Genomic DNA, 16031 nt, shown 5'->3' on the forward strand with positions numbered 1-16031 from the left:
AATGATAGTTTTAGGAGATAAAGAATACTACAAAGGTATTGGTCAAATTAAATTTGAAGGAAAGGAATCTGATAATCCACTGGCATTTAAATATTACAATCCGGACCAGGTTGTGGCTGGAAAAACAATGCGTGAACACTTTAGATTTGCTATCGCGTATTGGCATACATTCTGCGGACAAGGTAGCGATCCATTCGGACCAGGAACACAACAATTTGCATGGGATCAGTCTTCAGATCCTTATCAGGCTGCAAAAGATAAGGCAGATGCTGCTTTTGAATTTATCAGCAAAATGGGATTCGATTATTTTTGTTTCCACGATTACGATTTAATTGCTGAAGGAGCAACTTTTGCAGAATCAGAAAAACGTCTGGCATTCATTACAGATTACTTAAAACAGAAAAAAACGGAGTCTGGAATTAAATTGCTTTGGGGAACTTCAAACTGTTTTTCAAACCCAAGATTCATGAACGGAGCCGCTACAAATCCTGATTTTAATGTAGTAGCAAGAGCTGGAGGACAAGTAAAATTAGCTCTTGACGCAACAATCGCTTTAGGTGGAGAAAACTACGTATTCTGGGGTGGCAGAGAAGGTTATATGTCTTTGCTAAACACAGATATGGGAAGAGAATTAGATCATATGGCGCAATTTCTTGCAATGTCAAGAGACTACGCAAGAGCACAAGGTTTTAAAGGAACTTTCTTTATCGAGCCAAAACCAATGGAACCATCAAAACACCAATACGATTTTGACTCGGCTACAGCAATTGGATTCTTGAAAAATTATGGTTTAGATAAAGATTTCAAAATTAATATTGAGGTAAACCACGCTACATTGGCACAGCACACTTTCCAACACGAATTGGAAGTGGCGGCAAAAGCAGGAATGTTAGGAAGTATCGATGCAAACAGAGGCGATTACCAAAATGGTTGGGATACAGACCAATTCCCAAATAACATTCAGGAAACTACCGAAGCCATGTTGGTTTTCTTAAAAGCCGGTGGATTGCAAGGCGGTGGAGTTAACTTTGATGCTAAAATCAGAAGAAATTCTACAGATCTGGAAGATGTTTTCTTAGCGCACATTGGCGGAGCAGATACCTTTGCCAGAGCATTATTGACTGCAGATAAAATCATTACTTCTTCTCCTTACGAGAAATTAAGAACAGAAAGATACAGCTCATTTGATTCCGGAAAAGGAAAAGAGTTTGCTGACGGAAAATTAAACCTGAAAGATCTTTATACTATCGCTCACGAAAATGGAGAATTAAACCTTCAAAGCGGTAAACAGGAATTGTTTGAAAACATCATCAACCAATATATTTAATTGGTTTAGATTTTAATATCAAACCTAACAGGTTTTCAAAACCTGTTAGGTTTCTACAAAAATATTTAGTGAGAGAAAAATCTAAAAAAAAAGTTTAAGTTTTAAACATGATAGCTATAAAACGTTATCAGTTTGATAAACTGTTTTTAGATAAAAACTTCGAAAATGTGTATTAAGATTATGGCTTTTTTGCATTAAAATTTCAGAAAAATAGATTGAAGGTTTAGTTACTATTTTTTGAAAATTGAAATGAATAAAAAGTCAGTTTGATGAAATAATAAGTGAGTATTTTTTATTGAAGGTTTTTTGAAGAGCAGAATCAATCGGAATGCACATTTTTTTTCTCGCTGGATGTTAAACGCACTGCTGTGCGTCTACTAAAAACAATTTTTGTCAAAGTTTAAAACTTTGACAAAGTTAATTACGCAAAGAAGTACACAATCTTGTCATTTCGAGGAACGAGAAATCCTCGCAAGAAACTCTATAAAGATTGGCGATCCTCAGTGTGGAGCTACTTACGAAGATTTCTCGTTCCTTGAAATGACAAAATGGAGAGGAATTCAAATCATTAAAAACTTTATGTTAGACGCACTACAGTGCATCTCTACAACCAACCTTAAACCAAAAAACTTATGAAATTTTTTATTGATACTGCTAATTTAGAAGACATTAGAGAGGCACAATCTCTTGGTGTTCTGGATGGCGTAACCACCAATCCGTCTTTAATGGCAAAAGAAGGTATTACAGGAAAAGAAAATATCCTGAAGCATTATCTTGACATTTGTAATATTGTTGACGGAGATGTTTCGGCTGAGGTAATTTCAACCGATTTTGACGGAATGATAAGAGAAGGAGAGGAGCTTGCTGCACTGCATCCGCAGATTGTGGTAAAATTACCCATGATTGGCGATGGTATAAAAGCCTGTAAATATTTTTCTTCTAAAGGAATCAAAACCAATGTTACTTTAGTGTTTTCTGCAGGACAAGCTTTGTTAGCAGCAAAAGCAGGCGCAACTTATGTTTCTCCGTTTTTAGGACGTTTAGATGATGTTTCGACAGACGGAATGCATCTTATTGCTGAAATAAGAGAAATCTATGATAATTACGATTATCAAACTCAGATATTATCAGCTTCGGTAAGGCATACGATGCATATTGTTAATTGTGCTAAAGTTGGATCAGACGTGATGACCGGACCACTTTCAGCAATTAAAGGATTATTAAAACATCCTTTAACAGATATTGGTTTGAAACAATTTGTTGAAGATGCAAAAAAGATGAACTTGTAATTTTTTAGGTCGGTTTAAGATTGATTTTTGTGTCGGTTTTAATGTAACAAATTACAATATTTTTTAATCCCCTTTCAATTCAATTTGGAGGGGATTTTTTTATTTTACAGGCAACCGATTGCTTGTTTTGATCTTTTTTTAAAGAGTTATAGCATTTACAGCTATATTGTTGTTGTTGAATGGTCTAAAAGGTTTTATTCTTACGTTTATTTGATAAATCATTCAATTTTTCGTATCATTTTTTGTAAATCAATTTTGATTAAAATGTGCTTTTGATCAAAAAAAATGAGTTTTGCCTTTTTTATGTTTTTTTTAAGGTTTTTGTATAAATTCTTTAATATCTCTAACGTTTTCGTAACTCTCATTGCTTATTTTGAATAATGTTTAATATTTTATAGGTATAAATATATATTACACTTTTTTTAAAGCAATTTTTTTAATAATTCGGAAAAAAAATTAACGCAACCGATTGTGTGTTGTTGTTTTTTATATATATTTGTTTTTATAAAGGCTTGTAAATCGTTCAGATTCAATGGTGAAAAAACAAGGGAAATAAGTCTCCAAAAACAAGAAACTAACTAAACCATACTATTAACTAATTAAACCAATTATTTATGACTAACTTTTTAATTACTAAAAGCAAATCGAAATACTTTAAAAATCTGGGTTATCTGATCTTGATGTTAGTATTCTCTGCTGCGGTAAATGCACAAATTACGGTATCAGGTATTGTAACTGATAGTAATGGACCAATACCAGGTGTGAATATTATCGTGAAAGGAACCAAGACAAGCACCGTTTCTAATTTTGACGGAACCTATACACTTCAATCTGTTCCTGCAAATAGTATTTTGGTCTTTAGCTTTATAGGATATAAACCACATGAGGTTTTAGTAAACAATAAAACAAAAATCGATGTTTTATTAGAAGAGAATTTAAACGACTTAAAAGAAGTTGTTGTTATTGGATATGGAACGTCAAAAAGAGCAGATTTAACAGGAGCTGTTTCAACTGTTACCAGTGCTGCCGTTACTCAATCTGTTGCTACTACTATAGATCAGGTTTTACAGGGGCGTGCAGCGGGCGTGCAAATACAGCAAAATAGTGGTATACCCGGAGGAAGTTCTTCTGTACGTATTAGGGGAATCAGTTCTATTACAGGTTCAAATGAACCGATTTATGTAATAGATGGTGTCATTATTGATGGAAATACAGGTTCATTAAATTCAAATCCGCTTGCAGGAATTAATCCAAATGATATTGCTTCGATTGATATTTTGAAAGATGCTTCTGCAACAGCAATCTATGGTTCAAGAGCTGCAAATGGTGTAATTATGGTGACTACCAAAACGGGTAAAAAAGGAGATCTGACCTTAAATTTTGACAGTTATGTAGGATGGCAGCAAATGCCAAAAGAATTACAGGTACTCAATCTTAGAGAATATGGTACGCTTAAAAATACGCGTGCAGATTTAGGAATTGTTCAGCGTGACAATACTTTTATCAGACCTGATTTGTTGGGTGAAGGAACAAACTGGCAGGACGAATTATTTCAAACAGCTTTAATTCAAAATTATAATTTATCAGCTTCTGGTGGTTCTGATAATACGACTTATGCATTAGGAATGTCTTATTTTGATCAGGAAGGTACTATAATTGGTTCTTCTTTTGATCGTATGACTCTTCGCGGAGTAATCGATTCACAGGTAAAGAAATGGATGAAAGTGGGAGTAAATATGAATGTGTATAAAACCAATCAGGTAACGACAGTAAATGATGACTCAGTAATTTTAACAGCGTTGAAACAAACTCCAAACGTGGCAGCGCGTAATGCCGACGGTACTTTTGATGGTCCGGATACAACAGAATTTGTTCAGACCAATCCATTAGGAATTGCTTTGCTGAAAGATAATCATTCTAAAAACTATGGAATTAGAGGAAGTGCTTATGCTGAAATTAGTTTTACAAAAGATTTAAAACTTAAAACTCAATATTCTCTGGATTATGGTTTTGGAAATAACTATACTTTTAATCCATCTTATACTTTTGGAGCACTGTCGAATGAAGTAAGAGAAGGGAGCAGAACAAAATCTACAAGCGAAAACTGGATTTGGAATAATTTACTGACTTATAATAAAGTATTTGGAAAACACAGTATTAATGCTATGTTGGGTCAGGAATTACAGGAACAAAACTGGGAAAACCTTTATGGTTACCGTTCAGGATATTTAACAAACGGAGCAACAGATTTAAATGCTGGAGATCCAACAACAGCAAGAAACTCAAACGCAAGTTCTACAAGAGCACTAAGTTCTTATTTTGCCAGAGCAGCATATTCATTTCATGATCGATATTTTGTAACAGGAACAATAAGAAGAGATGGATCTTCACAATTTGCTCAGGATAACAAATGGGATTGGTTTCCGGCAGCAGGTTTAGCATGGAAAATATCAAGTGAAGGATTTTTAAAAGACAATAAGACTATTAGTAATCTGAAATTACGCACAGGATGGGGAGTTACAGGTAACTCATCTGTACCCAATAATGCATATACATCTGTATATGGTACATCTGCAACAAACTGGGGAAGTGGACAGATTGCAACAAATACAGCTAATCCGGATCTGAAGTGGGAGAAAACGAATCAAACAAATATTGGTTTAGATCTTGGTCTTTTCAATAACAGAATTGAAGTTACAGCCGATATGTATTACAAAAAAACAGATGATTTATTATTAAGATTGTCACTTCCTGCTTATGTTGGCACAACAGGTCAGGGATCTACAGCTCCGCCTTATGCTAATATTGGATCTCTGGAAAACAAAGGTCTTGAGTTTACAATAAACACAATCAATATGCAGAGAGAAGATTTTCTTTGGAAATCTAATTTCAATATCTCTATGAATAGATTTAAAGTCCTGAAACTAAATTCAGAATCAGGAGTTTATGATCAGACTTTGCAGCAAGGCTCAGATGTAACAGTAGTTACCCGAAGTGCTGTTGGTCAGACATTAGGACAATTTTTTGGATATAAAGTTATTGGACGTTTTGAAAAAGCAACTGATTTTTATTATAAAGATGCAAATGGAACTATAAAACCAACAGCACTTCCTGAGGGAATGCAGATTGGAGAAAATGGGGTTTGGATTGGGGATTATATGTTTGAAGATGTAAATAAAGACGGCGTAATCAATGAAAAAGATGCGGGTTATATCGGAAACCCTAATCCGGATTTTACTTTTGGTTTTAACAATAGTTTTTCATTCAAAGGATTTGATGTGAGTATTTTATTTACAGGTTCTTATGGAAATGATGTTTTAAACTATCAAAGACGCTGGTTAGAAAATCCTCGCGAAAATACCAACTTACTAAAATCGGCTTTAGGATATGCACAATTAGAATTAATTGATCCTAATGGTCCAAACGATTACCGTAATGTTCAAATTGTAGGCGGAGATCCTTATATGCCAAGAATTGGAGCTTCATCAGCATCTTCTGCTTCTAACTATCGTTTGAGTAACAGATTTGTAGAAGACGGATCTTATGTGAGACTTAAAAATATTTCAATTGGTTATAATCTTCCTAAGAATTTATATTCTAAATACGGAATTTCAAACATCAAGGTATATTCAAATATGCAGAATGTCTTAACCTTTACAAAGTACAAAGGATATGATCCGGAAGTTGGTGCAATAAACCAAAATCAGCTTTTAAATGGCATTGATAACGGACGTTATCCTTCGCCAGTAACAACCACACTTGGAATAAATGTTAATTTCTAAAAACTGCACAATGAAAACAAAGAAAATATTTTATACAGCTTTAATTATGGCATTGCCATTTGTTTGGACAAGTTGCAGCGACATTTTAGACGTTCAGCCAAATGATGTAATTACCAAAGAAAATTTTTATAAGACAGAGTCTGATTTTCAGGCAGCCACAGGACCATTATACAATAAAGTATGGTTCGATTTTAATGATAAATTCTATTATGGATTAGGCGACGGACGTTCGGATAATTTATATGCACCCTATTCTGATTATGTTTACCCGTTTACAGACTTAACAGAAACTGGATTAACAGGACCATTAGTTTCGGCTTGGGCATCTTTATATAATGTGGTGCAGCAATCAAACAATGTTATTATCGGAATTTCCGGAAGCCCTTTAAGTGATGCTGTTAAAAATAAATATATTGCAGAAGCTCGTTTTATGCGAGGAACAGCATATTGGTATTTGACCTCATTATGGGGAGATGTAATCATTTCTACAGATCCCAGAGAATTGGTTAAAAATCCAATTGTAAACAAAAATCCAATGAAAGATGTTTACGAATTTGCGATGCGCGATTTAGAATATGCAGCAAAATACCTTCCGGAACAGGCAGGTCAGTCAGGACGTTTAACAAGATATGCTGCTTTTGGAATGTTATCCCGCGTTTACTTATCCTATTCAGGAGTTAGTGATAACCCAAACAGCGGAACCAGAAATCAGGAATACCTGGATTTAGCCAAAAAAGCCGCCGAAAAAGTAATCAATGCAGGACCTTACCGATTGATGGACAACTACGCTGATTTATTCAAAGTAGAAAATAATAACAATACCGAGTCGATGTTTGCATTACAATGGGTACCAAACGGAGATTACGGCGTAAACAATACACAACAGGCTTATTTTGCATTAGGATCTGATATTACAGGAGATGACGCTGCCTGGGGATACTGGACAAGAGCTTCGTACAATATTTTGCAGGAATATGAATCTAAAGATGCACGTCGTAAATCGACCTGGATGGGAGACGACGACTTTTATCCTGAAATAAACAAATCAAATGGAGGTTATACAGTTGACCACAGTAAAGATTTCTTAACCGTAAAAAAAGGAGTAGTAGGTTCTACAAAAGACAATCCTAAAACAACCCGTATGAACTCAGGTTTAAATACCTACATGTTACGTCTGGGTGAAATATATCTAAATTATGCCGAAGCAGCTTTAGGCAACAACGCAACTACTGCAGATGCATTAGCCATTTCCGGAGTAAATAAACTTCGCGTAAGAGCAGGACTTGATCCTAAAACAACCTTAACCTATGCCGATATTATTCACGAAAGAAGAGTAGAATTGTGTATGGAAGGTCAATATTGGTACGATTTAGTTCGCAGAGCCTATTACAAACAACAAGAAGTAATCAATTATGTAACAGCTCAAAACAGAGGAACCATCACACCAATTTTGTATGATACAGCAACAAATACAGTTTCTGTTGATGCCTCAAAAAGCAGTAGTCCACGTGCTATTGGTGTAATAGACGCAACTATTTTCGAATTGCCTTATCCGGAATCAGAACTGGTTCAAAACCCATTATTGAGAGAAAACCCGGTTCCGTATAAGTTTACAGAAGAAAGAATTAAAGACTTGTTCTAGAATTACAAAAACAATAAAACTAAAAGAAAGATTCATATGAAATATATTTTAAATAAAAAGTATTGGGCGCCCATCGCATGTTTAGTGATGATGGTTTTTAGTATGCTGTTTACTGCTTGTGATAATAACGATTCCAGTTCAAAAACAATAACCATAAGCAAAGTATTCTTAGAAGATGTAAACTCATCAGTTCCGGACAGAGAAGTAACTTTTGCCCGATTAGGACAAACGCTGCGAATAGAAGGTTCAGGATTTACAGGGTTAAGAAAAGTATATATAAACGGATATTCGACCTATTTTAATGTTGTTTTTGTAAGCGATAATTCAATGTTGATTAGTATTTCTGCAGACACACCAACAATCGATGCAGATCCTGCAGAGAGAAATACGATTCGATTTGTAAATGACAATACCGAAACGATATTTAAATTTGATATCCGTTCATCAAAACCGGTAATAGACAGAATTTCAAATACAATGCCTAATCCGGGAGAAACAATTACAGTTTCAGGTTCCGGTTTAACCGAAATAAGTAAAGTCGTTTTTCCGGGAAATGTTGAAGTAACAAGCGGCATCGTTTCTGATCCAGATGGTGATTTTTTTACTGTAAAAATGCCTAACGGAGTTTCGGATACCGGAGGTTCATTATTTGTTCAGGGTTCAAACGGAGGAGCTTATTCGCCAGCCTATTTCAACTTTAAAAAAGGAGTTTTACTCAATTTCGACGGACTAGGTCAACATGGATATTGGGGAACCGGAAACAGTATGATTCAGCCAGCAGATTTAGAATCAGCGGCTATAGGAACCGGAAATGTTTCTCAGGGAAAATATGTACCACATCGTCCGGCGAGAATTGCTTCTGTCGCACCAGCAACCAATAGAGTTACAGAAGTCTGGACAGCAGGGAACGGAGTAGATAACTGGAGAGCACAATTAACACCCTATATTCCGGCAAATACACCACTTGATAAAGTAGCATTTCAGTTTGATGTGCATGTTCCGGATGCCTGGAAAGATTCCGGATACTTAAAGATATGTATGGTTAATAACTTTAACGGAGGAGAATGGGCAGGAGCAGTTTACAATTACGTTCCATGGATTGTTGATGGAAAATCGGTGGCTTTTCAGACTACCGGATGGACAACAGTTACTATTCCGCTAAACAAATTCTACGTATGGTCAAAAGAAGCTTTTACTTTCGAAACCGTTCTGGCATTTCGTGAAGCAGCAACCTATCAAAACTTCGGGATTTATTTTGAAAATTCTGATGTGAAATTAAAAGATGTTCTGGGAACTGCAAGCGAAGTAGAATTTCCGTCAAAAGCAACATCAGTAAAAGTATACACAGACAACTGGAGAATTGTTTCACTAAATACACCGGTTTACAATGACTTTCCTTAATTAAAAAAGTAGCAAAATACGAGATTAAGAAAAGAGATGAATCGTGTAATTAAAAAAAATAACCAAAATGAAATATAAATATATATTCCCTATAATCGCTTCGTCATTAATGATGCTTTCATCATGCGACGACAACAAAATGGACTGGGAAAAAGATCCCGATCATGGTGCAGTAACAGGAGCAGAACTTCCTTTGGCATTAGTAGAAAAAATAAGCAGGTATCAACCCCTAAAAACTTACACTGATCTTGTTTTAGGAAACGGAATTGGAACAGATTTGTACATGAGTGATGCTGCCTACAGAAAAATAGTAAACGACAATTTTGATGAGGTAACGCCAGGTTATGCCATGAAACATGGTGCTATGGTCAATGCCAAAGGAGAAATCAACTTTACGACAATTGATGCCTTTATTGCCGAAACCAAAAAAGCAGGATTAAAAGTTTTTGGTCATACTTTAGTCTGGCATTCCAATCAAAATGCAAGTTACTTAAACGGTCTTATTGCCCCAACTGTAATTCCGGGTTCCAGCGGAACCAACACACTGGATGTAGCAGGTTTAAAAAGCGGAACCTTTGCCAACTGGTCCAGAAATAATCCCGGACAAGGAATTACTGTAATTGATAATGCAGGATTAACCGGTAGCTCAAAAGCAATTCAGTTAGTTTCTGGTGCAACATCTTCACAACCTTATAATTTGCAGTTAACATCACCAAATGTTTCAATCATAACAGGACATAAATATGAAGTTTCTTTTTACATTAAATCTGATGTAGCCGGTAAAGGACGTATTTCATTCAATGCTTCTTTAAACAATCAATATCCATACAAAGACTGGCTGAATACTGGAACCGGAACAGAAGCGTTTGCCACAACATCTTCTTGGCAGCAAGTTAAAATTACACTGGCTTCCGCCGATTTTAAAACAGGAAGCACCAATTTTCAGTTTAATTTAGATTTAGGGTATCTTCCAAACGTTACCTATCTTATTGATGTAAATACAATAGCTGTTGTCGATCTTGATGCCGCTTCAGGTGTCGTAAATTTAGTTTCGAATGGAACTTTTAATGCAGGTATTACAGGCTGGTCAAAAATGAATGGAGCTACAGATGCGTTAAGTCTTGCCACTCCTCCAAATGTTTATGAAGGAAATGGAGCCATGAAGGTCGTAAATGCAACCAGTGATGCTGCCAACCAGTGGAAAACACAAATTCAGACCGCCTTTACTTCGACCTTAACATCAGGAAAAGATTATACCATTTCGTATATGATCAAATCTGAAGCAACAGGTTCTGTAAGATGTTCAACAACAGGAACAACAGCACGTTATCAGGGAGATCAGGCAACATCTGCAACCTGGAAACTTATCGAATGGAAATTTACTGCAAATGGTACAGAAACCGGATTAAACTTTGATTTAGGAGGAACAGCAGGAACCTATTATATCGATAATGTAGTAGTAACAGACGGAGCAACATCTGGCGGAGCAACACCACCGGTTACCATAGAAAAAACCGATGCACAAAAAGCAAAACTAATTGGTGATGCCATGGAAGACTGGATTTCAAAAATGATGACACATTACAAAACAAGTGTTTTCTCCTGGGATGTTGTAAATGAGCCAATGAAAGAAGACGGAACATTAAGAAACGGAACCGAAGGAGATACAGCAACAGATTATTTTTCATGGATAAAATACCTCGGGAAAGACTATGCCGTAACAGCCTTTAAACTAGCCCGTAAGTACGGAAACACATCAGATAAATTATTTATCAATGATTATAATCTCGAATCAAGACTGGACAAATGCGATGGATTAATCAATTATGTAGCTTATATCGAAAGTCAGGGTGCAAAAGTAGACGGAATTGGAACCCAAATGCACATTGGTTTAACCACTGATAAAGATAAAATTGTTCAGATGTTTCAAAAATTGGCAGCATCAGGAAAACTGATTAAAATTTCTGAATTGGATATACGACTTGGAACTGCTACACCAACTGTGGCGCAACAGGCTTCTCAGGCAGAAATGTATCAATATGTAATCGATATGTACAAAAAATACATTCCGGCAGCACAACAATACGGAATCACGATTTGGGGAGTTTCAGACAGCGTAAAAGAACACGAATTCTGGCTTCCAAACGAATCACCAAACTTGTGGGATGCCAATTATGTTCGTAAACACGCCTACAAAGGAACTGCAGACGGACTTGCAGGAAAAGATGTGAGTAAAGACTTTTCAGGAGAACTGGTTAAGTAAGTTAGTGTAATTTTAATCCATAATATAAATCTGTAAAAGGGTTTGTATTATGGATTATTTGTTTTTTAATTTAAAAGAATTAAGAATGTTTCAGTTCCTTAAAAATATAACGGTAATACTATTTTTTATTTTGGTGCAGTCTGGATTTTCTCAGGAAAAAATACCGCACCTTCAAAAAAAAGGAAACAGGACACAACTAATCGTCAGCCAAAAACCTTTTATAATATTAGGAGGAGAATTAGGAAACTCTTCGGCAACAAGTATGGAAAGCATGGAGCCAATCTGGCAAAAGCTGACCGACATGAATCTCAACACCGTTTTAACGCCTGTTTATTGGGAATTAACAGAACCCGAAGAAGGTAAATTTGACTTTTCTTTAGTTGATGATTTAATGTTAAAAGCCAGAACAGAAAACCTGAAACTAATATTTCTTTGGTTTGGATCATGGAAAAATAGTATGTCAAGTCATGCACCGGCATGGGTAAAATTAAATCAGAAAAAATATCCAAGAGTTAAGGATGACAAGGGCAAAAGTCATGAAATACTAACACCTTTTAGCGAGAATAACCTACAGGCAGATCTAAATGCTTTTCAGAAATTAATGGCACATATAAAAGATTTCGATCAAAAAGAGCAGACCGTAATTATGGTTCAGGTCGAAAATGAAATCGGGATGTTGCCAACAGCCAGAGATTATCATCCGTTGGCAAACGAAGCTTTTCAAAAAGAAGTTCCAAAAGAATTCATACAGTATTTACAGAAAAACAAAGAAAAGCTCGTACCTGAATTTTTAGAAGTATGGAAAAAAAACGGGTTTAAAACCACCGGGAATTGGGAACAGATTTTTGGGAAAGGATTGCAGACCGATGAGATTTTTATGGCCTGGAATTTTGCGAAATTCACCAATAGAGTAGCCAAAGCAGGAAAAGAAAGTTACGACATTCCCATGTTTGTAAATGCAGCTCTGAATGCACCCGAAAAAAAGCCGGGAGAATATCCAAGTGCCGGACCATTGCCACATGTTATGGATGTCTGGAAAGCAGCCGGAACTGCGATCGATTTTCTTTCGCCGGATTTTTACAATCCGTCATTCAGGCACTGGAACGATTTATTTACCCGTCAGGGCGATCCGTTGTTTATACCTGAACATCGTTTTGATGCCGGCGCCCCATTTAAAGGTTTATACGCCATTGGACATTATGAAGCCATTGGTTTTTCGCCTTTTTCTATCGAATCTGTTGCTGATGGAAAAAAAGAGCCACTCGGAAAAATTTACGATTTAGTGCGACAATTAACGCCAACTATTGAAGCCAATAAAGGACAGGGCAAAATCGACGGTGTTTTATTAGACAAAGAAAATCAGACACAAATTATTCAGTTAGGCAATTATGAATTTACATTCAAACACGATTATACCTTAAATTGGTCAGACGGAGCAAAAGAAGAAATCTGGCCGATGTCAAGTGCCATAATTATCGAAACAGGAATTGATGAATTTTACATCGCCGGATCCGGAATTGTAGTAACTTTTAAGCCTTTAAAAAATAAAACATTAAATGCCGGAATTTTAAAAACTGATCAGGGAAAATTTGAAAATGGAAAATGGAGAACGATCAGACATTTTAACGGAGATCAAACCCATCAGGGCAGACATCTCAGAATTTCAGTTGGCGATTACGAAATTCAAAAAATAAAGTTATATAGTTATGAATAGGTTTTTTAGCCACGACTCGAGCGATAGCGAACAGGCGAAGCAATTCACGAATTTTTTTATTAAAATCTTTATCTACAGAGTAATCAAGTTACATAAATTAATTTGTGCAATTGAAGATAATTTAAACACAACGAAAGAATTAGAAAAATTCGTGAATTCGTAGCAAAAAAACATCTCAACAAGAAAGACCAAATAACATGAAAAACATAATAGTAGCATTTCTAATAACATTTAATATCAACGCTCAGATAAAACTTTCATGACTAATTTTTTAGCCACGAATTCACGAATTTTTTTATTAAAATTTTTGTCTACAGAGTAATCAAATTACATAAATTAATTTGTGCAATTGAAGATAATTTAAACACAACGAAAGAATTAGAAAAATTCGTGAATTCGTGGCAAAAAAACATCGCAACAAAAAATACCAAATAGCATGAAAAACATAATAGTAACATTTCTAATAACATTTAGTATCAACGCTCAGATAAAACTTTCATGACTAATTTTATAGCCACGAATTCACGAATTTTTTTATTAAAATTTTTGTCTACAGAGTAATCAAATTACATAAATTAATTTGTGCAATTGAAGATAATTAAAACACAACGAAAGAATTAGAAAAATTCGTGAATTCGTGGCAAAAAAACATCGCAACAAAAATACCCAATAGCATGAAAAACATAATAGTAGCATTTCTAATAACATTTAGTATCAACGCTCAGATAAAACTTCCACGATTAATAAGCGACGGAATGATTTTACAGCGTGACAGCAAAGTAAAAATTTGGGGTTGGGCTTCTGCCAAAGAAAAAATCGAATTAGATTTCAATCACAAAACATATAAAACCATTACAGCCGAAAACGGAAAATGGCAAATCGAACTTCCGTCCCAGAAAGCAGGAGGTCCTTATGAAATGACATTGAAAGCCAGCAATACAATTGTACTAAAAAATATTCTTTTTGGAGATGTCTGGGTATGTTCCGGACAATCGAATATGGAACTCCCGATGGATCGTTTAAAAGATAAATACAAAGAGGCAATTGCGAAAGCAGAAAACCCAAATATTAGACAGTTTTTAGTACCTGATGAATATTATTTTGGCCATGAAAAAGAAGATTTTACATCAGGAGAATGGATTTCGGCTAATCCAGTAAGCGTTTTACAATTTTCGGGAGTGGCATACTTTTTTGCTTTAGAAATCTACGAAAAATATAAAATCCCAATCGGATTAATCAATTCAGCATTAGGAGGTTCACCTGCCGAATCATGGATCAGTGCAGAAAACATTAAAAAATTCCCGGAATACGATCAGGAATATTTAAAATACAAAGACGGAACACTCGAAAAACAAATCGATGAAAACGACCGAAAAGTAAGTAATGCCTGGTATCAATTAGTCAACAAGACCGATGAAGGATTAAAAAACAACTGGTCAGATCCGGAATTAAACGATAGCAACTGGAAAACTATGCAGGTTCCCGGTTACTGGGCAGATAATGCATTAGGAAATGTAAATGGAGCAGTTTGGTTCAGAAAAGAATTTGTGTTGCCAAAAGCAAAAGAAACCAAAGCAAAACTAATTCTGGGCCGAATTGTAGATGCTGATTCTGTGTATGTAAACGGTCATTTTGTGGGTACAACTTCGTATATGTATCCGCCAAGAATTTACAGTTTTAATGCTGGTATTTTAAAAGAAGGCAGAAACGAAATTTCTGTTCGTGTGATCAACAATACCGGAAAAGGAGGTTTCGTTTTAGACAAACCTTACGAATTGGTTTTAGGCAAAGACACGCTCGATTTAAAAGGAATCTGGAAGTATGAGTTAGGAGCAAAAATGCAGCCTTTGCCAGGACAAATTTTTGTACGATGGAAACCCGTAGGATTGTACAATGCCATGATCGCGCCCTTAAAAAATTACAATATAAAAGGCGTATTGTGGTATCAGGGAGAATCGAGCACCAAAAAACCATCGGAATATCTTGCCTTGATGGAAACTTTAATTGCCAATTGGCGTGCACAATGGCAACAGGAAAAATTACCGTTTTTGTTTGTTCAGCTCACAAATTTCATGGATCCGAAAACCGAACCCGTCGAAAGCAACTGGGCGGCATTACGACAACAACAATTAAACACTTTAAAAGTTCCCAATACCGGAATGGCAGTAACGATAGATTTAGGAGAATGGAACGATATTCATCCTTTAAACAAATACGATGTAGGCAAAAGACTCGCTTTGCAAGCCAGAAAAATAGTGTATGGCGAGAAAAATTTAGTCGCTTCAGGTCCGCTTTTTAGCGTAATAGAGAAAAAAGAAAACAAACTGATCTTAAGTTTTACCTCTATTGGAACGGGTTTAAAATCAAAAAATAATACAACCTTAAAAGGTTTTGCCATTGCAGGAACCGATGGTAAATTTGTTTGGGCAAATGCCACAATCGAAGGTGATAAAGTAATCGTGTGGAGCGATACTATTTTAAACCCGACAAAAGTGAGATACGCATGGGCAGACAATCCCGTAGAAGCAAATTTGTACAATAAAGAAAATTTACCGGCTTCGCCTTTTGAAGCCAATCTGAATAAGAAAGAATAGTTGAGGTTTTCTTTTGGAA

Annotated in this window: 9 protein-coding genes; all 9 read left to right on the plus strand. The window is 35.6% G+C overall.

The window, feature by feature from the left end; translation table 11 throughout:
* Nucleotide 1 precedes the first annotated feature (1 nt).
* The 9 genes from xylA (at nucleotide 2) to A4F88_RS14495 (ending at nucleotide 16012) form a co-directional block, all read left to right on the plus strand.
* A complete protein-coding gene (gene xylA / locus A4F88_RS14455) occupies nucleotides 2–1327 on the plus strand; it encodes a xylose isomerase (RefSeq protein WP_068843329.1) in 1326 nt (441 codons plus the stop codon).
* Nucleotides 1328–1735: 408 nt separating this feature from the next.
* Nucleotides 1736–1963 carry a hypothetical protein gene (locus A4F88_RS14460; protein WP_068843330.1) on the plus strand — a complete coding sequence of 76 codons (228 nt, stop codon included), beginning with the start codon at nucleotides 1736–1738 and terminating at the stop codon, nucleotides 1961–1963.
* On the plus strand, nucleotides 1960–2616 hold the full coding sequence (gene fsa, locus A4F88_RS14465; protein WP_068843331.1) for a fructose-6-phosphate aldolase: 657 nt from the start codon (nucleotides 1960–1962) through the stop codon (nucleotides 2614–2616). The genes A4F88_RS14460 and fsa overlap by 4 nt, the downstream gene beginning before the upstream one ends.
* Before the next feature lie 614 nt (nucleotides 2617–3230).
* Complete coding sequence (locus A4F88_RS14470; RefSeq protein ID WP_143154961.1) at nucleotides 3231–6398, plus strand: SusC/RagA family TonB-linked outer membrane protein; 3168 nt, start codon at nucleotides 3231–3233, stop codon at nucleotides 6396–6398.
* Between the two features lie 10 nt (nucleotides 6399–6408).
* Nucleotides 6409–8040, plus strand: coding sequence for a RagB/SusD family nutrient uptake outer membrane protein (locus tag A4F88_RS14475; RefSeq protein ID WP_068843687.1), 1632 nt, complete (start codon nucleotides 6409–6411; stop codon nucleotides 8038–8040).
* Nucleotides 8041–8076: 36 nt separating this feature from the next.
* The gene (locus A4F88_RS14480; protein WP_068843332.1) at nucleotides 8077–9441 is read left to right on the plus strand and encodes a glycan-binding surface protein; all 1365 of its coding nucleotides are present in this window, start codon (nucleotides 8077–8079) and stop codon (nucleotides 9439–9441) included.
* Between the two features lie 67 nt (nucleotides 9442–9508).
* The gene (locus A4F88_RS14485) at nucleotides 9509–11704 is read left to right on the plus strand and encodes an endo-1,4-beta-xylanase (protein WP_068843333.1); all 2196 of its coding nucleotides are present in this window, start codon (nucleotides 9509–9511) and stop codon (nucleotides 11702–11704) included.
* An 85-nt stretch (nucleotides 11705–11789) separates the two neighbouring features.
* On the plus strand, nucleotides 11790–13418 hold the full coding sequence (locus A4F88_RS14490; RefSeq protein WP_068843688.1) for a GH35 family beta-galactosidase: 1629 nt from the start codon (nucleotides 11790–11792) through the stop codon (nucleotides 13416–13418).
* Nucleotides 13419–14092: 674 nt separating this feature from the next.
* Nucleotides 14093–16012, plus strand: a complete 1920-nt coding sequence (locus tag A4F88_RS14495) for a sialate O-acetylesterase (RefSeq protein ID WP_068843334.1) — start codon at nucleotides 14093–14095, stop codon at nucleotides 16010–16012.
* Nucleotides 16013–16031 lie beyond the last annotated feature (19 nt).

This window comes from Flavobacterium chilense (genome assembly GCF_001602525.1).
Lineage (GTDB): Bacteria > Bacteroidota > Bacteroidia > Flavobacteriales > Flavobacteriaceae > Flavobacterium > Flavobacterium chilense.